At 72.7% G+C, this 22,482-nt stretch carries 19 protein-coding genes; 11 read left to right on the forward strand and 8 right to left on the reverse strand.

Going from position 1 to position 22,482, the window contains the following annotated elements:
* The first annotated feature begins 60 nt into the window (after positions 1-60).
* On the forward strand, positions 61-630 hold the full coding sequence (locus RMN57_RS03300) for a lytic polysaccharide monooxygenase (RefSeq protein WP_313761832.1): 570 nt from the start codon (positions 61-63) through the stop codon (positions 628-630).
* Positions 631-738: 108 nt separating this feature from the next.
* Here RMN57_RS03300 and RMN57_RS03305 read toward each other — a convergent pair whose 3' ends face one another.
* Positions 739-1,686 carry an ornithine cyclodeaminase family protein gene (locus RMN57_RS03305; RefSeq protein ID WP_313761833.1) on the reverse strand — a complete coding sequence of 316 codons (948 nt, stop codon included), beginning with the start codon at positions 1,684-1,686 and terminating at the stop codon, positions 739-741.
* A 317-nt stretch (positions 1,687-2,003) separates the two neighbouring features.
* On the opposite strand from RMN57_RS03305, the gene RMN57_RS03310 reads away from it, so the two are divergent.
* The 4 genes from RMN57_RS03310 (at position 2,004) to RMN57_RS03325 (ending at position 4,521) form a co-directional block, all read left to right on the forward strand.
* A complete protein-coding gene (locus RMN57_RS03310; protein WP_380234897.1) occupies positions 2,004-2,255 on the forward strand; it encodes a serine hydrolase in 252 nt (83 codons plus the stop codon).
* Between the two features lie 236 nt (positions 2,256-2,491).
* Entirely contained in the window at positions 2,492-3,448 is a 957-nt protein-coding gene (locus RMN57_RS03315) for an acyl-ACP desaturase (protein ID WP_313761834.1), read from the forward strand.
* Positions 3,449-3,625: 177 nt separating this feature from the next.
* The gene (locus RMN57_RS03320) at positions 3,626-4,021 is read left to right on the forward strand and encodes a metalloregulator ArsR/SmtB family transcription factor (RefSeq protein WP_313761835.1); all 396 of its coding nucleotides are present in this window, start codon (positions 3,626-3,628) and stop codon (positions 4,019-4,021) included.
* An 11-nt stretch (positions 4,022-4,032) separates the two neighbouring features.
* The gene (locus tag RMN57_RS03325; protein ID WP_313761836.1) at positions 4,033-4,521 is read left to right on the forward strand and encodes an SRPBCC family protein; all 489 of its coding nucleotides are present in this window, start codon (positions 4,033-4,035) and stop codon (positions 4,519-4,521) included.
* 130 nt (positions 4,522-4,651) lie between these two features.
* Here the strand turns inward: RMN57_RS03325 and RMN57_RS03330 are convergent, their stop codons facing one another.
* Complete coding sequence (locus RMN57_RS03330; protein ID WP_313761837.1) at positions 4,652-5,056, reverse strand: RidA family protein; 405 nt, start codon at positions 5,054-5,056, stop codon at positions 4,652-4,654.
* A 192-nt stretch (positions 5,057-5,248) separates the two neighbouring features.
* Between RMN57_RS03330 and RMN57_RS03335 the strand changes: the two genes are divergently transcribed.
* Positions 5,249-5,917 carry an NlpC/P60 family protein gene (locus RMN57_RS03335; protein ID WP_313761838.1) on the forward strand — a complete coding sequence of 223 codons (669 nt, stop codon included), beginning with the start codon at positions 5,249-5,251 and terminating at the stop codon, positions 5,915-5,917.
* Between the two features lie 94 nt (positions 5,918-6,011).
* Here RMN57_RS03335 and RMN57_RS03340 read toward each other — a convergent pair whose 3' ends face one another.
* Positions 6,012-6,494, reverse strand: a complete 483-nt coding sequence (locus tag RMN57_RS03340) for a MarR family transcriptional regulator (RefSeq protein WP_313761839.1) — start codon at positions 6,492-6,494, stop codon at positions 6,012-6,014.
* Between the two features lie 179 nt (positions 6,495-6,673).
* Here RMN57_RS03340 and RMN57_RS03345 point away from each other — a divergent pair, with 179 nt between their 5' ends.
* From RMN57_RS03345 to RMN57_RS03365, 5 genes are all read left to right on the forward strand, one after another.
* Complete coding sequence (locus RMN57_RS03345) at positions 6,674-7,081, forward strand: glyoxalase/bleomycin resistance/extradiol dioxygenase family protein (protein ID WP_313761840.1); 408 nt, start codon at positions 6,674-6,676, stop codon at positions 7,079-7,081.
* 870 nt (positions 7,082-7,951) lie between these two features.
* The gene (locus RMN57_RS03350; RefSeq protein ID WP_313761841.1) at positions 7,952-10,798 is read left to right on the forward strand and encodes a CHAT domain-containing protein; all 2,847 of its coding nucleotides are present in this window, start codon (positions 7,952-7,954) and stop codon (positions 10,796-10,798) included.
* 21 nt (positions 10,799-10,819) lie between these two features.
* Positions 10,820-12,259, forward strand: coding sequence for a hypothetical protein (locus tag RMN57_RS03355; RefSeq protein WP_313761842.1), 1,440 nt, complete (start codon positions 10,820-10,822; stop codon positions 12,257-12,259).
* A gap of 30 nt (positions 12,260-12,289) precedes the next feature.
* Positions 12,290-15,295: a CHAT domain-containing protein gene (locus RMN57_RS03360; protein WP_313761843.1), complete on the forward strand. Its 3,006-nt coding sequence runs from the start codon at positions 12,290-12,292 to the stop codon at positions 15,293-15,295.
* 55 nt (positions 15,296-15,350) lie between these two features.
* On the forward strand, positions 15,351-16,079 hold the full coding sequence (locus tag RMN57_RS03365; protein ID WP_313761844.1) for an NUDIX hydrolase: 729 nt from the start codon (positions 15,351-15,353) through the stop codon (positions 16,077-16,079).
* A gap of 99 nt (positions 16,080-16,178) precedes the next feature.
* On the opposite strand, the gene RMN57_RS03370 is transcribed toward RMN57_RS03365, so the two are convergent.
* The 5 genes from RMN57_RS03370 to lpdA form a co-directional block, all read right to left on the reverse strand.
* Positions 16,179-16,478 carry a hypothetical protein gene (locus RMN57_RS03370; RefSeq protein ID WP_313761845.1) on the reverse strand — a complete coding sequence of 100 codons (300 nt, stop codon included), beginning with the start codon at positions 16,476-16,478 and terminating at the stop codon, positions 16,179-16,181.
* A 154-nt stretch (positions 16,479-16,632) separates the two neighbouring features.
* Positions 16,633-17,958 carry a threonine--tRNA ligase gene (gene thrS / locus RMN57_RS03375; RefSeq protein WP_313761846.1) on the reverse strand — a complete coding sequence of 442 codons (1,326 nt, stop codon included), beginning with the start codon at positions 17,956-17,958 and terminating at the stop codon, positions 16,633-16,635.
* A gap of 203 nt (positions 17,959-18,161) precedes the next feature.
* Entirely contained in the window at positions 18,162-19,616 is a 1,455-nt protein-coding gene (rox, locus tag RMN57_RS03380; protein WP_313767700.1) for a rifampin monooxygenase, read from the reverse strand.
* A 298-nt stretch (positions 19,617-19,914) separates the two neighbouring features.
* Positions 19,915-20,646, reverse strand: coding sequence for a leucine-rich repeat domain-containing protein (locus RMN57_RS03385; protein ID WP_313761847.1), 732 nt, complete (start codon positions 20,644-20,646; stop codon positions 19,915-19,917).
* A gap of 198 nt (positions 20,647-20,844) precedes the next feature.
* Positions 20,845-22,257, reverse strand: coding sequence for a dihydrolipoyl dehydrogenase (gene lpdA / locus RMN57_RS03390; RefSeq protein ID WP_313761848.1), 1,413 nt, complete (start codon positions 22,255-22,257; stop codon positions 20,845-20,847).
* Positions 22,258-22,482 lie beyond the last annotated feature (225 nt).

Genomic DNA, 22,482 nt, shown 5'->3' on the forward strand with positions numbered 1-22,482 from the left:
CGGAAAGCCGACCCCGGCACGCCCGGCGCGGGCCGGGCGCCACGAGACGAGGAGATCCGGATGTCCGTACGCATCGCCCAGGTCACCGTGCCGCCTTCCCGGGCCGCCCGCCACCTCGACCCTGCCCGGACGGGCGCCCTCAAGGCGGGCAAGTTCTTCCCCGCGACCGAGCGGGGGCTGCGCGACGCGGTCGCACCCGACGACGTCATCAACCAGTCGCCGCCCGCCGACGGGGCGATCGCCAGCACCGGGGACCCCTCCGCCGCCCGGCTCGACCGACCCGGGAGCGACTGGACGAAGACCGACGTCCGCGCCGGGCAGCGCCTGGACGTGGTGTGGAACGACGTGTCGGGCGCCGTCCGGCGGTGGAACTACTTCCTCACCCGCTCGGGCTGGGACCCGTCGCTCCCGCTCAGCCGGGACCAGTTCGAGCCCGATCCGGTGCACCGGGTCGAGAACACCCGCCAGCCCTACTGGCTGGCCACCCGGGAGCTCGTCCCCGAGGGGTCCGTCACGCACGCGGTGGAGCTGCCGGTCCGCAGCGCGGGCCACCACGTCCTGCTGGCCGTCTGCGAGACCGCCGACACCGGCAACGCCGCCTACGAGGTCATCGACCTCCGGTACGTCTGAGCCGCCCGGGACGACGCCTTCGCAGCCTCCCCTCCCGCCGCCGGGCGGCGGGAGGGGAGGCTGCGAAGGCGGGAGGGGAAGCGGCGCACGCGGGAGCGAGGCGGCGTATCAGCAGAGCAGGTCGATCCTCGCCCCGATGCCGCGTTCCTCGGCCCGCCGGTGGGCGAGGCGGGCGAGGGCGAGGTCCTGCCAGGGCAGCCCGACCGGGGCGTAGACGGTTCGCGCCGCGCCGTCCGGGCGGCCCGGGTGCTCACCGCGGAGGACCTCGCCGAGAGTGGCGGCAGCGGCTGAGGCGGGCAGGCCGGCGGTCGCGAGCGCCCCGGCGGCCGCCGCCAACTCCCGGTCGTCGACCACGAGGAGCGAAGCGGCGAGCAGGTCGACCGAGAGCTCCTGTTTGCCGGGCTCGTCGGCGCCCAGCGACGTCAGGTGCTGGCCGGGCCGGGTGTCGGCGAGGTGCAGCAGGGGCTCCCGCGACCAGGTGGCCAGCAGCAGGACGTCCGCGGCAGCGGCGGCCTCCGCGGCGGAGCCGACGGCCCGCCCGCCGTGCCGGGCGGCGAACACGGCGCTCCGCGCCGGATCGGTGTCGTGCACCACGAGGCCGCGGAAGGTCCGCAGGCTACGGAGCCCACGCACCATCAGCTCCGCCTGCGCGCCCGCGCCGATCACACCCAGCACCGCCTCCCCGTCCGGGTCGGCCGCCGCGAGGGCGTGCGTCCCCACGGCTGCCGCCAGGCCGGTGCGCCACGCTGTCACGGTGGCCGAGTCCAGGAGCGCGAGGAGCTCCCCGTCGCGGCCGTCGTGCAGACAGATCACGCCGCGCAGCGCGGGGCGGGCGCCGGGGAACTTGGCGTTCACCTTCACCGTGTAGCTCTCTGCGCCGGGCAGCAGCCCGGGGATCAGGGCCGTGGCCGTGCCGGGGAAGGGCAGGTCCGCCCGGACCCGCTGCCCGGTCGCCGACCACGTGTCGGCGCTGCGGAAGCCGTCCGTCAGGGCGGCCACGCAGGCGGCCGGGTCCAGCACGGCCTCCAGGTCACTGCGGGTCAGGATGCGCGTCACACGCCCATGATCCCCCACCCGCCGCGGCGCCGGCGGCCGGGGCCGGGCGCCGGGCGCCGGGCGGCCGACGTGTGGATCCCCCTGGCCCGCGCGGGGTCGGGCCCTGGGATCCGGCGCCCACGCATTGGTCTGAACCACTGCGGGCAGCGGCGAACGGGGCATCCGGATGGCGGACGGGCGGCAGGGCGCCACGTTGGTGAGGATCGAGGATAAGGCCAGCCCCCGAATCAACCCGGGTGCCAGCATGATCGACGAGCGGCACGGCCGCCCGGCACGCTGCTGACGCACGGGACGGACACCAGGAGCAGGGGGGATCGATGAGCGCACGTACGGGGATCACGGCGCTGTGGGCGGCCGGCATGTGCGCGGTGGCGGTGTCGGGGTTCCTCCCCGCGGCCGGGGTCGCGGACACGGCGAGCGGCGAGCCGGCCCGTCCGGACCACCGGTTCCGGATCGCCAGCAACACCAAGTCGTTCGTGTCGACGGTGCTGCTGCAACTGGAGGGCGAAGGACGGCTCTCGCCGGACGAGGGGCCGATGAAGGCGCAGGTGGCGGCCTTGTGCGACTGACGGGCGGTCATCCGCACGCGCCTCCGCAACACCCTCTCGATTGGCACAGACCACCCATGGGGTCAAGGATTCCCGGCGATCTTCCGCCGACAGCCGAGCGCGGACGAACCCCGCCCTTCGCCCCCAGTCCTTCGCTGCGAATGGGGCCCAAGGACCCCAGACGCCACCGGCGCGGCCGACCTACGGTGACGCTACCTACGGAACCGTAGGTTGCCCGTCGATCGAGAGTTGAACCCGTGAGCAACACCTCCGCCCGCACCCGGTGGACCGACGCCCGACTGCTGCAGGCCCTGGAGGAGGTGGTCGAACGCGAGCTCGACCGCCACCTGCGGGTCTTCAAGGAGTGGATGCCCCACGAGTACGTACCCTGGAGCCGGGGGCGGGACTTCGACGGACTGCTCGGCGGCGAGCCCTGGTCGGCCGAGCAGTCGCCACTGACCGAGGTCGGCCGGGTCTCGCTCGTGGTGAACCTGCTGACCGAGGACAACCTGCCCAGCTATCACCACGAGATCGCGACCCTGTTCGGCCGCGACGGGGCCTGGGGCACCTGGGTGCACCAGTGGACCAGCGAGGAGGCCCGGCACTCCATGGTCCTGCGCGACTACCTCATCGCCTCCCGCGCCGTCGACCCGGTGGAGCTGGAACGCGCCCGCATGACCCACATGCGCAACGGCTTCGTCTCGGACAACCGGCACTCCCCGCTCCACACGGTCGCGTACGTCGCCTTCCAGGAGCTGGCCACCCGCATCTCGCACCGCAACACGGGGCACGCCTCGGGCGATCCGGTCTGCGACCGGATGCTGGCGCAGGTCGCCAATGACGAGAACCTGCACATGATCTTCTACCGGAACCTGCTCGCGGCCGCGTTCGAACTCGCCCCCGACCAGGCGATGCAGGCCGTCAACGAAGTGGTGACGAACTTCCGCATGCCGGGCCACGGCATGCCCGGCTTCGAGCGCGCCGCCGCGCGGATCGCCGTCGACGGCGTGTACAACCTCCGCGTCCACCTCGACGATGTACTGCTGCCCGTCCTGCGCCACCTCAAGGTGACGGCGATCGGCGGGCTGGGGCCGGACGGACTCAAGGCACAGGAGCAGTTGGGACTGCTGCTCGACGCCCTGACCGTCCAGGCGGCCCGGTTCGACGAACGACGGGCGGCGATCCTCGCCCGGCGCGCCGCAGCCAAGGGCTGACCGCCCACCGCCCCTCCTCCCCGACACCCGGGCCGCGGCCGCGGCTGCGTCCCCGATCGCGGCTGCGGCCGGGGACGCGACCGGGGCATCCCGTTCTCAACCTCTTGGTTGAATACGCCGGCGGAGGGGCGTAGCGTTGTTCTCAACCAAACGGTTGCGAAAGGGTAGGGGTGCACGATGGCCGTCGACCAGCTCTCCCGGGCGTTCGTCGCCCTTGCCGACCCGACGCGGCGCGACATCGTCGCCCGCCTCTCGGTGCGCGACGCCACCGTCGGTGAGCTGGCCGAGTCGTACGCGATGTCGATGCAGGCCGTCTCCAAACACCTCAAGGTGCTGGAGGAGGCCGGACTGGTGAGCCGAAGCCGTGACGCGCAGCGACGCCCGTGCCACCTGGAACCCCGCATGCTCGACCTGATGACAACCTGGATCGAGCGCTACCGGCAGCAGGCCGAGGAGCGGTTCCGCCGCCTGGACGCCGTGCTCGCCACGATGGACGACGAGCCCGGCGACACCCCGGAGCACCCCGACCACCCGGAGCAGTCAGACCGCCCCGAACAGAGCGGACAGAGCTAAGGAGTACCGTTATGACCTCCACGCACGCCAACGAGACCCGGATCGAAGCCGACCCCCAGCTGCCCACGATCCGCATCGTCCGCGAGTTCGACGCCCCGCCGGAGCGGGTGTACCGGGCCTGGATCGAGCCCGAGCTGGTCAGCCAGTGGCTGGGCCCCAAGGACATCGAGATGAAGATCGACGTCTGGGACGCCCGCACGGGCGGCAGCTACCGCTACTCGGCCCTGTCCGAGGGCAAGGTGGTCGCCTCCTTCTACGGCTCGTTCCACGAACTCCGGCCCAGCAGCCGGCTCGTGCAGACCTTCACCTACGAGGGCGTGCCGGACGGCGTCCAGCTGGAGACCGTGCTCTTCGAGCCGATCGGCGCCGGACGCACCCGACTCTCCACGCTCTCGTTGCTGGACACCGTCGAGGCCCGCGACGCGTTCATCGCCAGCGGCATGGAACGCGGCGTGGTCGAGGGCTTCGAGCAGCTGGACGACCTCCTCGCCGCCGACTGAGGCCGCCACCCGCCACCGCCGCCCGCGCCGGGCCCGGGAAGCGCCCGTCGGCACACCCGGCCCGGCTCGGGCCAGGACGCACCGCGCCCCACAAACGCACAACCGCGCGACCCGGCCCGGCACAACGGACTCACGGCAGCACCGCGACCGCCTCCACCTCGACGAGCTGGTCGTTGTACCCGAGCACCGAGACTCCGAGCAGGGTGCTCGGGACGTCGTGGCTCCCCAGGTACGAGCGGTAGACCTCCCAGACCTTCACCAGGTCGGCCTGGTCGGAGGAGGCCACGTACACGGTGGTCCGGACGAGGTCGGTCAGCGCGGCACCCTCGTCCTCCAGGACGGCTATCAGGTTCCGCATGACCTGGTGGGCCTGCCCGGCGTGGTCGCCGACCGCCACCGTCCGCCCCTCGGCGTCGAGCGGGCAGGCGCCGGCCAGCCAGAGCGAGCGGACCGGTGCGTCCACGGCCGCGCCGTACGCGTAGTCGACGGCCTGGGTGAGCCGGTGGTTGCGGATCAGCCGAACGGCACTGCTCATCTGGGGCTCCGGAGGGGTCGAACGGGTGTTTTCGCCTCATCGTTGGCGCCCCGTGATCACCCGTCAACCCATTTACCGGCGCCCGCCGTACGGCACTTGGGGGACGGCACTGCGGGTTCACCGGTGCGGGTGATGGCGGCCCCCGGCACCGCCCCGGGATCCTGGTGGTCCACCGCTACCAGGGGGTTCGCCATGCGCTGCTCGCCATCGGGCCGGAGTGTCGGCCGCCGCCGGCTGCTGGGGTTCGGACTGGCCGGACTGGCCCTGGGCGCCGGCGCCACGCCGGCCCTGGGCGCCACTCCTGCGTCCGCCGCCACGCCCTCGACGCCCGGCGCCCCGGGCGCGCCCGCACCCGACACTCCCGCACCCGCACCGGAGGCGGTCGCAGCCTGGGGGCGCCAGGCCGCCACCGTCGCCGCCGCCCAGATCGGCGTGCCCTACGCCTGGGGCGGAGGAGACCGGCTGGGCGCGAGCATCGGGTTCTGCGACGAGGAGAACGGCTACCTCAACGGCCAGTGCCTCGGCGAGAACACCGTCGGCTTCGACTGCAGCGGCCTCGCACTGTTCTGCTGGTACCGGGCCAGCGGCGGGGCCGTGGACCTCGCCCACTACACCGTCGCGCAGTACCACCGCTCGGCCCCGGTCGCCGCTCGCGACCTGCTCCCCGGCGACCTGCTCTTCTTCTCCCGCCCGGACGCCCCGCTGCACCACGTCGGCGTCTACGCGGGCGGCGGCGCCATGATCCACGCGGAGCGCACCGGCACGCTCGTCGCCCGGCTCTCGGACGTGCTCGACGACCCCCGCTGGGCACCCGAGTTCGCCGGCGGTCGGCGCCCCCTGCCGCTCGCCCGGCCCGCCTAGCCGACCCGGCCGGCCCCGCCGACCCGACCACGGGCCGGACGGCAGCCGACGGACCGGAGCAACGGGCGGGCGCCGGAAGAAGGCCGACCCGCCGTCAGGGCGCCCCCGGCAGGCCTCCGTGGACGCGGCGCAGCAGCTCGTGGAGGGTCAGGCGCTCCTCCGGGGTGAGCGGCGCGAGCACCTCGTCCTGGACGGCGCGGGCCTCCGCGTCCAGCTCGGCCAGGGCGGCCCGGCCGGCCTCGGTGATGCTGACCGAGACACGCCGGCGGTCGGCGGTGTCGCGGATCCGCTCGACGTAGCCGGCGGAGGCGAGGTGGTCGGCGACCTTGGCCATGTCGCTGGCGTCCACGCCGAGCCGCCGGACCAGGTCGCGCTGGGCGTGCGGGCCGAAGTCGGCGAGCGCGGCGAGCACGGCCATGTCCCAGAGTCGCAGCCCCCGGCCGGCCAGACGCTCGGCGAGCCGGCCGCGGGCCGCCTTGCCGGTCCGGGAGAGGAGGTAGGTGCTGAGGTCGAGCAGCGTGGGCGGGGTCGCCCGCTCGTCGGCGCCGGACACGGCCGAGCCGGCGGCACCGGACACGGCACCGGCCCCACCGGCACCCCTGACGGCTCCAGCGGTTCGAGCAGTCCCAGCAGTTCCGGCGCCGCCGGCTTTCTCGGCGTTATCGCGAGTCTCGGAGGTCATGGCAGAAGTCTATGGTCCAACCCTATAGTGGGTGGCGACCCACTAATATTGGCCGCCGATCCCAGGAGCCCGCCGTGGACGCCCTGTACAACCGCCTGCTCGTCTCGCACTTCGCCGAGTGCTTCGACTTCTACGAGGCCGTCCTGCCGCCGCTGACGGGCGCCGTCCTGGTCAAAGGCTCGTCCGCGGGCCCGTACGCCAACTGGGACGTCGCCGACCAGGCCCTCCTCTCGCTCTACGACCGCGGCTTGATGGCCTTCACCATCGGCACCTCCGGGCTCCCGGCCGAGGCGCCGCCGGTCCAGGACGCGACCATGCTGGTCTTCCGCGTCGACGACGTCGACGAGGCGCTCACCCTCTGCCTGCGCCACGGCGGCACGCTCGCCGTCGTCGCCACCGACCGCCCCGAGTGGGGACCGAACCTGCGCAGCGCCCACCTCCGCGACCCCGACGGCCGCCTGATCGAGCTCCAGTCCTACTGATCCGCGCGACCCCCGGCACCCCACGACACCGCGCCCCGAGCAGGCACGACGGACGCAGCGGCGCCGCCACCACCGCCCGGGGCCATCGGCTGGCTGCCGACGGCCCCGGAGTACCAGGCGCCGGGCGGGGCCGCCCGGGTCGGGTTCACTGTCGCCCCGAGGCCTTCGGCCCGCCGGGACCGCGCGTGCCGACAACGCTCCGCCACCGCGCCCGGGTCTTATCCCGGACGGCGACCATCAGAGTCTGGAGGCCCAGGGGGCAGCTCAGTAGACTGGTTCCTACAGATCAGAGAGACGCCGCCATACGGTGCGGGAACGCCTGACCCTGTGTCGGGTCAGCATCCCTCTTGCGCGCCTAGCGCCCCAAGAGGCAGCTGAAATCGACGCTCGGGACAGCGGCCCGGGTGGCCCGGTGGGCTTGCCCGCCATGGCTGACCGTCCTCGCCAAGGAGCACAACGGCAGACCTGGCCACGATGCACCCGGACCGACCCTTCGCGCCGACAGGCCGCCGAGGCCTCCCGAAGTGGGGTCGAGATTTGCCACCCGATCGGGACTGCACGAGCCGGGTCGGCCTGCCCGTCGGCTCTTCCCCAGGAGGGGCCTGCCGGGGAACCGCACGCCCCTTGGTCGAAGACCCGCGCCGTCAACCGCAGGGACGACCAGTCTCAGGAGCTCGGATGGCAATCGATCGAGGCGAGGGCTTACCCGTCCCCTGGAGCGAGCAGCAAGCCGACTTCGACGTGGAGCGGTTCATCACCGGACTCGGTGAATCCCCACCCACCGACAGGGGACGCAGAGACCTGCTCCTCGCTCTGCGCCACGCCAGGACACGGGTTGGGGTCAAGCCTGTCGTCGGAGACTGCAGGACAGTGGCCTTTGCACAGACCGTGCTGGAAGTCGCCGTGGAGTGGCGGATGCCGGAAGTCGAGCGGTGGGCCGTGGCTTGGCTGTACGCGCTCGGATCCCCCTTCCTCCGTCTGCGCTGGTCCTCGCGTTCCCGCGACGGACGGTTCCGCCGGGACGGACGGGCCACGGCATCGGTCACCACCGCGGTGGGCGCCGAGCGGGCGGCAATGCTCGGCACCGCGTCCGGAGCCGTCGAGCGCTGGGCGCCCGACGAGGGCCTGACGACGGTCGCGCGGTTGCCGAACGGTCCGGTGCGAGCGCTGGCGGTCCTCGGGGAGCAGATCTTCGCCGGAGGTCCGCATGCCACCTTCACCGCGCTGGGTATGACCGCGCCTCCCCCGCTGGAGCCGCTGGCCGCAATCACGGCCGCGGCGATCGGGCCTCGGGGCTGGATCGGCTGTGGGGACGAGTTGGGACGGGTTTTCCTGTACCGCAGCGGCGCCGATTCCTGGGACGACCTGCGGCCACCTGGCCGGGCCGGCGGCCGCGTCGTCGCCGTGGCCTTCCGAGAGGACACGGCGCTTCATGCCGTGTGGGCCGACGGCTCATCGGCGACCTGGGCGGTCGGGCGGCCCGGTGCCGGGCAGGCCGAGAACCCACAACTGCCCCTCCCCCCTGCCAGCAGAATCACCGCGGCCGCCTGGGACCAGGCCGGAGAGCGGCTGGCAGTCGTGACGGCGGGCGGAGAGGTCCTGGTGCAGGGATGCGAAGGCCCGCCCCGGCCACATCCGGCCGTCCGCGCGGTGGCGTGGCTGCCCGACGGCCGACTCGCCTCGGCGAGCCTGGACTCCGTGCTGATCACCGAGCCCCGTACCTCGGGGGACGGGGACCGGCCTGACACCGTGGACCGGTTGACGGGCGACGACGCCTTCGAGCACATCGCCGTACTTGGTTCGCGCCATCTGATCACGACCTGCGGTGTCGAGGTGGTCCAGTGGGACTTGGCCCGCGCGGGAAGTGAGATGACGACCATCGGCCGGCCGACGGCCCTGACCGGGCAGGACACCGTCACCGCGGTGGCAGCCGCCCACCGGGGTCTGGCGGCTGTGGGAACAGCCCACGGTCGGGTGCGCGCCTACGACGGGCGCGGGACCGTGATCGCCGAGACCACCCTGTCGCCCGCCGGCCCGGTGTACCAGCTGGTGCCGCACGGGGCGGGCTGGCTGATCGCCGGCCACTACGGCGCGTACCGGTGGGATCCGCATGCCCCCGCCGCCGCAGCCGAGCGTCTGAGCAGCACCTTGTGTCCCGCCGTAGCCCAACGGGGTGGGCTGTATGCCCGCGCCGAGGCGGCGAGCGTCGTCGTCATGCGCCACGGGCAGGAGCAGTCGAGGCTGGAGTTGGCAAGCACGGTGGCCGACATCCGCTTCGCGAACGACGGGACCATGGCCGCAATCGATGACGGCGGCAAGATCCTGGTCCGGGCCGCCACGGGCGGCACGACGTACTTCGGCCAGCAGGAGGTCGGCTCCAGGCTGCTCGGGTTCGGCACGGCCGGTCCGCTGGTGCACAAGCCGGGCGGCTCCGTGAAGGTGTTCCGGATCGGACGCGCGAGCGATCCGGTGGCCACGCTGCCGGCCGGGGCCTGGCCGGTGGCGGTGTACGACGACCACCGATACGCACTCGCGGATCCCGACCGGGGCATCCGACTCGGGTCCGGCGGACCCCACGAGCCGGCAGCGCCCTGGGCGGCGCAGCTCGCGGTGGCCGACCGGCGGATCGTGGCCGCCGCCGGCGCCCGCGTACTCGGCTACGACGTGGCGGACCCGGAGGTCTGCGGCACGGGGATGATCCGGATGCGGATCACCGCCGCCGACGAGGGGCACGAGGGGTACGAGGGGTACGGCCTCAGCATTCCGGACGGCGGCAGGATCGTCCTCTCAACCAGCGACTACCCCGGCCTGCGCACCCAGGCTCAGAGCATCGACGACCTCTCCAAGGCGGTGTTCGACGCCGGCCGCGCGGGTGAACTGCTGTGGCAGGCGGGCGTGGACCTGGCTGTGGACACCGCGCGGGGCTCGCTCCCGGACCGCCCGGTGCGGATCGAGCTGGACACCGACAGCGCGGCCGACGACCTGCCCTGGGAGTTACTGCACGCCGCGAACGCTCCACTGGGGTGGTTCAACCGTCCTCCCGTGACGATCGTCCGGACGGTGGCGCCGGACCGGACCACCCCGCACGCCGCGCGGCCCGCCCCGGCCCGGCGGCCCGTCCTGCTCGTCGTCCGCGGAACGGACCGCACCGGGCCCGACGGCCGCGACCTGCTGGAGAGCGTCGACGAGGCGTACGACCTGATCCAGCGCCGGACCAGGCGAGGTTACGTCCGGCTGTCCACACCGACGCCCTGCACCGTGGAAACGGAGACGGATCTCGCGGTGGCCCTGCGCAGACCGGCGGACCTGCTGCAACTGTGGGCACACTGCGCGCCGGACCGGGTGCAGTTCTCCGACCCCGACCACGAGTTGTCCACCCATGTGGTCGCGAACTATGTGGCTGCCGCCGGCCCGCGCCTGGTGGTGCTCGTCGGCTGCCACTCGGGGGCGCTCGGCCGACTCCTGGTCCGCCTCGGTGTGCCGTGCGTGGTCGCCATGCGATCGCAGGTCTACAGCCACACCGTCCAACCCCTGGTCGAGGACTTCACCGCATTGGTCCTTGAGGGCACACCGGTCGATCTCGCCTTCGCCGAGGCCCTGCACCGCTACGTCCTGACCGGACAGCCCGGTGCGGCGGCCGTACCGATGCTCTACGTGGGGGTCGGCTCGGACCTGGTGCTGTTCCCAGGGCCCCTCCAGGCTGAGCCGCTCCCCTGACCCATTCCGAGGAGTCTCACCATGTGCCGCAGAACGGTCTTCCTGGAGTCCTTCGACTCCACCAGAGCAACCTCCAACGACGACGTACACCACCCCAACCGGGCGCAGGCCCAGACGGAAGCACTGCTGTACCTGCTGCTCGGCCGCTCCCTCGCGGTCAACAACACCTACGGCTCGGACTCGGTGAGCGTTCTGGAGCTTGTCGACGCCGTGCTGACCACCCGCGATGAAACCGTCAGGCGGACCACGGACCACGAGGCTCGGGAACGCCTCGGGCAGGCTCGTCCGTTCATCGTCACTTGGTTCGGCGCCGACAGCCTGCTCTCCGCCTTCGCCGGACAGCTTCGGCAGGTCGATCCCAATCGGCACTTCCGTCTCTCAGGCTGGTCGCCGATCGACGACGAGGTCGATCGGCGGAGGGAGCTGGCCGACTCCCTCGACAGCGCGGGCGACAACCCGCACCAGCCGCCGACGGCGCCCGCCTGGCTGACAAAGGAGTACGAGGGCCTGGCCGAGCGCTTCGAGACCCTGGCTCGGCTCGCGGAGTACAGCCGCACACCGGACGCCGGCTTCGCCGCCAGCAAGCCGACGATCCAACTGGCCGACTACCTGGACCACTTCGCCCGCCTGGAGCAGGAGGAGCTGGAAGGGGCCGCCCGGCGACTGGACTGTCCCCTTGACCTCGCGACGGCGATCCGCGACGAGATCAATAGCCGGCGAGAGCACGTCAATCTCGGCAGCCGGAGCTGGGCGCACGCCCTCGTGGCACACTCCACCCCCGAGGATCTGAGGCCCCATGAGGGGACCCGCGAGTTCGTGGACACGCTCTACAACGCCGTGCTCGCCGAGTCGGCCGGCGCCCAGGACGGCTACATGTCCTCCGTGCCACGGGCCGATGCCCGTGAACACCTCAAGCAGATGAACGCTCTGGCTCTGGGAGTCATCCGGAGCTGTCGTGAGAGCCAGGGGCTCTCGGGGCACCGCCCTGGGCACGTCGACCCCGCCGACCGGACCATTTCCGGAGTCTTCACCGCTGCCGAGACGCTTCCGGGTCTACCGGTGACCGCGCTGCGCCAGCTGTTCACGACGTACTGGGCCCTGGTCGCCGACCGTGAGCGGTGGCAGGCGTGGCAGGACAGCTGCGACCGGTTGAACAGCCTCCTCGACCAAGCGGAAGCACGCCGCGCCCAGGCCGCTCAGCGGCAGCAGGACCAGCCGCGCACGACCGGCCGGGTCGACAACCAGCTGCGCGACGCCTGGGCTGCGCATGTGAACACTCTGCGGACCAACCTTCCGGGCACGCTGCGCGGGGGCGACGAGAGCCTGGTCGTGGGGGCGCAGCACGGGGCGAACGACTACGGACAGCTGCTCCAGATCGAGGACCTCGCGCCCGAGGTCCGGGCCGATGCGCTGGCCGTCGGAGAACACCTCTCCGGGCTGGCGGCATCGGTGGGCGGCTGACCTCCCCTTCGAAGAGAGGCAGGAAGCGCCATGAGTGCGAGGGTTCTCTCCGACCTCCTGTTCCCACCGCCGAGACCGGCAGCGCCCGAGCCCACCCTGCTCCCCTGGCTTGCCCGGTGGGCCGACCCGGCAGATCTGCCGCGGATCGCGCAGGCCGCAGCAGGCCTGGCCGCCACTGTGGACCCGGGGTGGCCACCGATCGCCGAGGCCGTCGCCGAGGTGCTGGCCAGACGGATCCGCGACCCCGGACAGCTCGACGCGTTGGTCGCGGCGCTGCCCCCGCTCGCCGGTCGGCTCGCTGCCGGTCCCGCGACCAGATCGGACGTGCAACGTGAACCGCCGGAGACGCTCGTCTACCGCGCACTGGGCGGCCGCGCCGGCCCAGGAGGTCTGCACGCTCCCGCCGCTTCCGGTGCCGACCGCACGCCACGGCCGGCGAGCGACGTTCCCCTCGACAGCGCCTGGGGCCGGCTGCACTCGCTCGCCGAGGCAGCGCCCCCCGACATCCCGCCCCTGGCCAACCTCACCCTCCTGGCGGACCTGTTGACCGGGCGGGCGGAGCAGCCCGGTGCACTGAGCGCCAGTGAGGCCGCCTACCTCCTCCCCTACCTCGACCCGCGAAGCGGCCTTCGCCACGAACGTGCGCGGCAGGCGCTCGATCTCGTCGAGGCCGCGCTGCGGGAGGAAGCCGACTGGTACGCGGCGGCGCTCGCGACGCGGGCCGCCCCGTACCTCGACGAGGAGCAGCGCCGGCACCTGCGGTCCATCGCGGACCGCGCAGCCGCCGATCCCTGGGACGGCCACCTTCGGGCCCTGTCCCTGACCGCTCGACTCCCCTGGCCGTCCGCGAGCGCCGAGACGGCCGCCGCACATCCGGCAGGGCCCGCCCTGGACCACGCGTTCGCGACCGCCGACCCGCTCGCCGTCGCCGAGCTGTGCCAGGAGGCGGTGGAGTCCGTCATCACGCACCACACCGGGGACGCGGGCTGGCAGACTCCGCAGAGCGACTGGTGGACCGGCCCGCCGGGCGGCATTCCTGCCGACCATCCCGGAACCGAGGCGCAGCCGACTCCCCCCAGCCCTGCGGACGCGGCCGCGCGACAGGTGCCCATGTCCGCCACCGAGCCGGTGGCCGAGCCGGCAAGGTACGTCAACGCCCACATCGTCCTGCCCCACGAACCCGCCGCCCCCGTCGACCGGTACCGTCCGCTCCGACCGGCCACCCGGTACGCCGTCCGTGTCGGCATCGGCCCCGCGGAAGCGGGCTCGCTGATCGACCGTCCGGCCCCGTTCCCGTCCGCCCTGCTCCTGCCGAGCGCCGACGGGCACTGGCTCGACGTGACGGCCGCCAGCAGCGACCTCCAGGTCGACCGGGCCCCGGCCGCGCTCTTCCTTCCCCGGCACGGCGCGGCCTGGGCCTGCCGGTGTCCGCCCGGCAGCAGCCAGCACCGGTGCCACCAGTTCGAACGGACCTCCTACGTGTTGCTGGGTCTGCGATCGGCGCACACGCCGGGGACGGGCCGACTGCGGGTGGCGATCCACCACCGGGGTCACCTCCTGCAGTCGTTCCAGATCTCCGTGGAAACCGGTACCGACGCGATGCGGGCGTGGCCCGCTGCGGCTCTGTACGGAACGGAGGACTACGCCGATTCCGCGGACTTCAACGACGTCGGCACCAGAAGCCCTCGCGAGCTCAGCGTCGTGACCGGTGCCCCTGACGGCACCTTCTGGATCCGCTGGGGAACGGACTCCACCGGGGAGCTCAGCGTCTTCACGGGTGAAGCCCAACTAGGAGGTGCCATGCGAGACTTCCGAGAAGCCCTGTGGGACGCTCACCTTGCAGTCATATCCCAGCAGCAGAGCGCCGACGACCCTGGCAACCCCGATGGGCAACAGGACTACCGTGCCCACCTGACCCACCTCGCGCTTCTTGGGCGGACGCTGTACCACGCCCTACGAGGCATGGTCGAACCCGGGCTCCCGGCCCCCACCGACCAGCCGCGCACCATACAGGTCGCCCGGGTCCAGAACTCCGCGTACGTCTTCCCCTGGGCCGGAGTCTACGACCTGCCCCTGAACGACCCCCGCCCCCATCCCGACACCGGTGCCGATGCCGCCCACTGGTACAAGCCCTGCCCGGTACTCGACCACTGGCAGCGGGACGTCATCGAGGGCGGGTATCCGTACGCCTGTCCGCACCGCGCGGAGCACCGGCTCGACACCCTGTGCCCGTACGGCTTCTGGGGATTCAGGTATGTGATCGAAGTACCGCCTTCGGCACTCTCTCGCCCCTCGCTGCGCTTGGAGATCCCGTACGGCGACACCGCCGACCTGGTGGTCGGGCACACCCTCAGCAAGCGGCTGGACGTCCCGGCCATCACGGCCCATCTCAACCGTGTCGCCGACCGGCTCCCGGGCTTCACCGTCCAGTCCTGCAGTTCGGCCGGTGACCTGGGTCATGCACTTGCCCGACGGGACCTGCAGCTCGTCTACTTCCTGTGCCACGGCCTGCGCGGCTCGCGACACTCCCCGCACGTCGGACCCGTCGTCGAGATCGGCGTGGACGAGGAGATCAGCACTAATCAGATCACCGTCTGGAACGATCACCTGTGGGTGAATCAGCCAGAGCACTGGTCCGTGACTGCACCACTGGTCATCATCAACGGCTGCCACACCGCCGAGATCTCACCGGAGGCGCTGGTGTCGTTCGTCGACGCCTTCAGCCGGGCGGGCAGCGCCGGAGTGATCGGCACCGAGATAATGATCAACCAGAACGTCGCCGCGGAGGCGGCCGAGCTCTTCATCGGCCATTTCGCCGACCCCGACGGTGTGGACGTGGGCGAGGCGATCCGCCGCATGCGGCTCGACCTGCTCGCCAAGGGCAACGTCACGGGGTTGGCCTACACGCCTTACTGCTCCTCGGAGTTGCGACTGAGCAGGGTTCCCGCCGTGCAGGGCGCGGGCACGGCCGAAAGCCGAGCGGGATCCGCCCGCCCGTGGCCGGCCGACCGAACACCGGCCGGCTCGGCCCAGTAGATTCTCCAGCGGAGATCCGCGACACCACCCCAGGGCCCACCGGAGAGGACCGATCGTGGACGTTTCTCAGCGCCGGGCGGAACGTCTGGCCGCCTATCAGAAGCTGGCGGCCGAACGGCCCCACCTGTTCGAGAATCCCGAAGACGCGCCGTTTCGCATCCTGCTGGACCCCGCCGCGCAGAACGAGGTCGCCGACGCGGCGGCCGAACTGGCCCTCGTCCAGGGGCTGCCGGAGGAGTTCGGCGACATCGGTGTCGTCTACCAGGACCGCTACGTCACGGTCGTCCGCGACGCCGTACTCTTCCCGTCGGGCGTGTCCGGCGCCTACGTCCGCGTCTGCCCCACGGGAGACGGGGTCGGAGCCGCAGTCCTACCGGTGCTGCACGACGGCCGGGTCGTGCTGGTGCGCCACTTCCGCCATGCCGACCGCCAGTGGCACTGGGAGATTCCGCGCGGGTTCGGCGAACCGGGGGAAGAGGGAGACGCCACGGCCCGGCGCGAGGCGGAGGAGGAGCTGGGCTGCCCGGTAGCAGAGGTCCTCCGACTTGGCGCGATGGAGGCCGACGCGGGCATGGCGGCGACCCGGACCGAGCTGTACCTCGCCCGTCTCGACGAGGACGAGTTCAGAACCGAACCTTCAAAGGGAGCGAGGCAGGAGGGCATCGACGCTGTCCGAGCGGTGAGCCCGGACGAGCTCCAGGACATGCTCACGCTCGGACAGGTCACCGACTCCTTCACGCTCAGCGCGCTCGCGCTGGCCACGGCGTGCGGGAAGCTTCGCTGAGCCAAGGCGCCGGAAGGCCACCGCGCGTCGCCGTGTCGCGCATCACCGGGACGCCGGGGCGCCGCCGCGGGCCGCGCCCCGGTACTCCGTGAGGGGCGGTCAGCGGTCGGCCTCCCGGGATTCGGGCCCGCCCTCCGGGCCGGCGGGCACGTGCACCCGGGAGTCGGTCGAGCAGCCGTGGCCCAGCAGTGGGGAGCGACCGTCGGCGCCGGGCACGTGGCCGACGACCGCCGCGCAGTAGCGGGTGTCGGGGACGGGGAGCGGGCGCAGCGCCAGGACCGGGTGCCCGGCCGGGGTGGCGGCCGCCACCCCGGCCAGCGAGAGCGCGGCGGCGAGGACGGGACCGGCGAAGAGGGGGGCGGTGAGCCGGCGGGCGAGCCGGGTGGGGGTGCGTCGCACGAGGGGTACCTCCGATGGGGGACACGGCGGCCGTGGGACGGGCCGCCGGCCCCATTCGAACGGCGCGCGCACCGCCCTGACGGGCCGACACACCGCACATGCCCGCTAGTCGTACGTGTACGACTACCCCGGCCCCGAGCCCCCCGGGGCCCCGTCACCCAGCCGCGCCCGCGCCCGCCGGCCCACCGTCCCAGAGCTCGGCGCTGCACGCGTCCACCAGGGCACCGATCCCGGCCAACGCCTCCTCGGCGGGCAGCGGATCCAGTCGGCGGCCGTCGCGCAGGCGCAGGGCGACGCGGTCGTCGACCGCCTCCCGGGGGCCGATGACCGCCTGGTACGGCACCAGCCGCGCCTCGCGGATCCGGGCGCCGAGGCTGCCGCGCTCGGGGCCGGCGACCTCCACCCGCAGCCCCCGGTCCAGGCAGCGCTGCCGGAGCCGTTCGGCCTGCGCCGCCTCCGCCTCCGACAGCGGCAGCAGGACCAGCTGGGTGGGCGCGAGCCAGGCCGGGAAGGCGCCGCCGTAGAGCTCGATGAGATGGGCGACCACCCGTTCCACGCTGCCGATGACGCTGCGGTGGACCATCACCGGGCGGTGCTTGGCGCCGTCCGGGCCGACGTACTGCAGGCCGAACCGCTCGGGCTGGTGGAAGTCGATCTGCACGGTGGAGAGGGTGGACTCGCGGCCGGCGGCGTCGGCGATCTGGACGTCGATCTTCGGGCCGTAGAACGCGGCCTCGCCCTCGACGGCCTCGAACGGCACACCGGACCGCTCCAGGACGTCGGTCAGCAGAGCGGTGGCCCGCTCCCAGAGCGCCGGGTCGGCCACGTACTTGCCGCCCGCACCGGGCAGCGAGAGACGGTAGCGGACGGGCCTGATGCCGAGCGCGCGGTGCGCCTCGCGGATCAGCTCCAGTGCGGCCACGGCCTCGTCGGCGGCCTGTTCGGGGGTGCAGAAGACGTGCGCGTCGTTCAGCTGGATCGCCCGCACCCTGGTCAGGCCGCCCAGTACGCCGGACAGCTCGGAGCGGTACATGCCGCCCAGCTCGGCCATCCGCAGCGGGAGTTCGCGGTAACTGCGGGCGCGGGAGCGGTAGATCAGCGCGTGGTGCGGGCAGAGGCTCGGCCGCAGCACGACCTGCTCCGAGCCGAGGTCCATCGGCGGGAACATGTCCTCCCGGTAGTGCGCCCAGTGGCCGGAGATCTCGTAGAGCTCGCGTTTGCCGAGCACGGGCGAGTACACGTGCCGGTAGCCGGCCCGCCGTTCGCGCCCGCGGACGAACTCCTCCAGGGTGTGCCGGATCGCGGCGCCGTCCGGCAGCCAGTAGGGCAGGCCGGAGCCCATCAGCGGGTCGGTGTCGAACAGGTCGAGCTCGCGGCCGAGTCTGCGGTGGTCGTGCGAGGCGGCCTCGGCGGCGGCGTTGGCAGCGCTGTTGGAGGCGTTGCCGGCGACGTTGCCGGCGATGTTGGTGGCGGCGTTCATGACGGTCGGTCTCCACTCGGGTCGGGGATCCGCGGGCGAGTGGCGGGACCGGTACGGCGAAACCCCGGGGCACTCGCCCCGGGGCTTCGGACTTGGTCAGCAGTCAGCGCACCGGGACTCTCTCCGGCGTCGTCGTGAGGACGGCAGCAGCGCGCTTCATGTCCTCCACGCTAGCAGGCGGACGGCGTTCCCCGCGATCGTTTTCAGCAGGCTGCGCCGAACCACCTGGGCAGCGCCCCGCGCAGGCCCTGCTGGTCCTCGCCGATCCAGGCCACGTGCCCGTCCGGCCGCAACAGCACCGCGGGCACGTCCAGTTCAGCACTGACGTCGACGACGTGGTCGACCCGGTCCGCCCAGCCCTCCACCGAGAGCCTGCCGGTACGGTCGAGCAGGAGTCCGCGGCCGCCGTGCATCTGCTCGTAGAGGCGGCCCCCCTTCAGCTCCACGTCCCGCATCCGCCGGCCGAGCAGGTCGCGGCCCTCCCCGAAGTCGTAGCGGACCCCGACGGCGGTGATCATCTCGGTCACGTACCGGTTCGCCTCCTCGATGTCCATCAGCCTCGACAGCAGTTCCCGCAGCGCGGTCGGCCCCGGTTCGGTGCCCAGCAGCGTCATCTGCGCGCGGGTGTTGTCCAGCACCCGGGCGCCCACCGGGTGCCGTTCGGCGTGGTAGCTGTCCAACAGGCCCTCCGGCGCCCAGCCGGCGACCTCGGCGGCCAGCTTCCAGCCGAGGTTGAACGCGTCCTGGACACCGAGGTTGAGGCCCTGCCCGCCGGTCGGCGGGTGGATGTGCGCCGCGTCCCCGGCGAGCAGCACCCGGCCGACCCGGTAGCGCTCGGCCTGCCGGGTGGCGTCGCCGAACCGGGAGAGCCAGCGCGGCGAGTGGACGCCGAAGTCGGTGCCGGCGAAGGCCCGCAGCTGCTGCGCGAACTCCTCCAGGGTCGGCGGGGCCGAGCGGTCCTCGGCCACCCCGTCGGCGGGCACCACGATCCGGTACACCCCCGCCTGGCCGTCCACGTCCGGAACGGCACCGAACCGCAGCTGGGTCCGTCGGACCTCCTCCACGACGGCGGCGATCACCGCCGGGTCCTCGGTCGCCTCCATGTCGCCGAGCAGCGTCTCGACGGTGGAGGGCTCGCCGGGGAAGGCGACGCCGACCTGCCTGCGCACCGTGCTGCGGCCGCCGTCGCAGCCCACGAGGTAGCGCGAGCGCAGCCGCACGCCCTCCCCGGCGGAGGCACCCCCACCTGCCAGCTCTACGGTGACTCCTTCCTCGTCCTGGCTCACCCCGACCACGTCGCAGCCGCGCCGGATCTCCGCGCCCAGTTCGAGCGCCCGCTCGGTGAGCAGCCGCTCGGTGACCGCCTGCGGGACGGTGAGGCCGTACGGGTGGGCGGTGTCCAGCGTCTCCGGCCACGGCTTGTGGATGCCGCCGAAGAAGCCGCCGACCTGGAACTTCTCGCTGACCGCGAGGAACCGGTCCAGCAGGCCGCGCTGGTCCATCAGCTCGACGCTGCGCGCGTGCAGGCCGCGCCCGCGGGACTGCGCGGACGGCTCGGCCAGCCGCTCCAGCACGACCGTGTGCACGCCGTGCAGCCGCAACTCGCACGCCAGCATCAAACCGGTCGGCCCTCCGCCGACCACGATGACGTCGATCATCACAAGCCCCCGTTCCACGAGATCGGTCCTCGGCCGGCCGTCCTGGGCGCAGCCCGGTGGAGCGCAGTCGACTCCAGTGGAGCGCAAACCTTGCGAATCCGGCATTTCCGCAGGTTCCGGCCGAGGCCGACCATTCTGCGCCCCCACCCGGGCCTTGCCGCAAGCCCCCCGGTCCGCTATAGGTTGATAGTGGCAAGGAGCTCGAGACTCCTTGCCACCGTCGTTTCCGGGCCCGCCACGGACGGATTCCGACTTCCCTCGGCTCCGGCAACGGGGCGCTGCAGGCGAGGGGGCTGTCTCAGTACAGGACGATGCAGCCGCGGTCCGCCAGGGCCGCGAGCAGGGCGGGCGGGGGCACCACGTCGTTCCAGCGCAGGTCGAGCTTCTCCAGGGCGGGCAGCTCGGCCAGCCAGTCCGGCAGCGCGGTGATCCGGTTGCTCCGCAGGTCCAGTCGGCGCAGCCGCGGCAGTGCGGCGAGGACGGGCGGGAGCTCGGTGAAGGCGTTCTCCCGCAGCTCCAGCTCGCGCAGCTCGGCCAGCCCGGCGGTGGACGGCGGCAGCGCGGTCAACGCGTTGCCGCGCAGCCAGAGTTCGCGCAGACGGGCGAGCCGGCCGAGGGTGTCGGGCAACGCGGTGAGCCGGTTGTGCTGCGCCCGCAACTCGACCAGGGCGGTCATGTCGCCCACGGTTTCGGGGAGTTCGGTGAGTCGGTTGTCGCCGACGTTGAGGTAGCGCAGCGCGGTGAGCCGGCCGAGCCCGTCCGGGAGCCGGGTCAGCGCGTTGTCGTGCAGGTAGAGGAAGTCGGCAAGCCCGGTGAGGTCGCCGAGCTGTTCCGGCACGGCGGTGAGCGCGTTGTGCCCGAGGTCGAGGGTCCGCAGCCGCTGCAACCGGGCGATGCCGGGCGGCAGTTCGGTCAGTCCGGTCTCGGCGAGGATGAGCACGGTCAGGTCGGTGCGCTCCCAGACGGTCGCCGGCACCTCACCGAGCCGCTGCCGCCAGAGGTTCAGGGTCACGTCGTTCGCGGCGGACACTTCGGTCGCTTCGGTCGCTTCGGTTGCTTCGGTCGATCGAGTCGCTCGACTCGCTTCGGTCGCTTCGGTCACACCCGCATTCTTCCGGACGGCCCGGTGCCTGACGGCCCGGTGCTCGCGGACCCACCGGGGCCCGGACGGTCGCACCACCAGCGGTGGTGCCGTCCGGGCCCCGGCGGCGGGGTACGCAGGGACGCGTCACATGTTGATCATGTGCCCGGCCAGGCCGTGGACGGCCTCCTTGACGGCCTCGCCCAGGGTCGGGTGGGCGTGGACGTTGCGGGCGACCTCGTGCACGGTGAGGTCCCACTGCTGCGCCAGGGTCAGCTCGGGCAGCAGCTCGGTGACCTCGGGGCCGATCAGGTGGGCGCCCAGCAGCTCGCCGTACTTGTTGTCGCAGATCACCTTGACGAAGCCGGTCGGGTGGCCGAGGCCGTGCGCCTTGCCGTTCGCGGTGAACGGGAACTTGGCGACCTTGACGTCGTAGCCGAGCTCGCGGGCCTGCGCCTCGGTGTAGCCGAAGCTGGCGATCTGCGGCTGGCAGTAGGTGGCGCGCGGGATCATCACGAAGTCGAGCTCCATCGTCTCGGCCCCGCCGATGGTCTCGGCCGCGATGACGGCCATCGACTCGGCCGCGTGGGCGAGCATCAGCTTGGCGGTGACGTCGCCGATCGCGAAGATGTGCTCGACGTTGGTGCGGCCGCGGCCGTCGACCGCGATCGCGCCGCGCTCGGTGAGCTTGACGCCGGTGTTCTCCAGGCCGTAGCCGTGCACGCGCGGCACGAAGCCGATCGCCTGGAGCACCTTGTCGGCCTCCAGGACCTTCTGCTGGCCGTCCTTGGTGGTGACGGTGACCCGGACCGGGGCGGCCGGGTCCTTGTCGTCGATCGAGTCGACGCGGGTCGAGGTGAGCACCTCGATGCCGAGCTTGCGGTACTGCTTGGCCAGCTCGGCGGAGACCTCGGCGTCCTCCAGCGGCACCATCCGGTCCAGGAACTCGACGATGGTCACCTTGACGCCGTAGTTGTGCAGCACGTAGGCGAACTCGACGCCGATCGCGCCGGCGCCCGCGATGATGATGCTGCCGGGCAGCTCCTCGGTGAGGATCTGCTCCTCGTAGGTGACCACGCGGTCGCTCAGGCTGGTGCCGGGGAGCAGCCGGGTGGTGGCGCCGGCGGCGATGATGCAGTGGTCGAAGGTGACCATCTCGAAGCCGCCCGCGGTCAGCGCGACCTGCAGGGTGCGGTCGTCGACGAAGGTGCCCCGGCCGTCGTACTCGGTGATGCCGTTCTTCTTCATCAGGTAGTGGACGCCCTTGACCCGGCCGTCGGCGACCGAGCGGCTGCGGCGGAAGGCCTCGCCGAAGTCGAAGCTGACCTGGCCCTCGACCTTGATGCCGAAGGTCTTGGCCTCCTTGGTGAAGATGTGCGCCAGTTCCGCGTTGCGCAGCAGGGCCTTGGAGGGGATGCAGCCGACGTTCAGGCAGACGCCGCCCCAGTACTTGGCCTCGATGACGGCGGTGCGCAGGCCCAGCTGCGCGGCGCGGACGGCGGCCGTGTAGCCGCCGGGGCCCGCGCCGAGGACGACGACGTCGTAGTGCGTGCTGCTCATGGTGCTGACTCCTCCGAGGGTGTCACGGTCACGTGATCTCGGTGCCATGGTGTCAGGCCCTGGCTTCGTGCACCCATCGGGCCCCGGAAGAACGGCACGCGGCCCCCGGAGGAGCGCCGCCCGGGCCCTGAAGGACGCCGCCCGACCGGGTTGCCGGCGGCCCGGGAGGGGGGCCGCCGGCGGTCACGCCGGGCGGGGCGGGCGGTACGTGGCCGGTACGCGGCC

Source organism: Kitasatospora sp. CM 4170, assembly GCF_032110285.1.
Lineage (GTDB): Bacteria > Actinomycetota > Actinomycetes > Streptomycetales > Streptomycetaceae > Kitasatospora > Kitasatospora aburaviensis.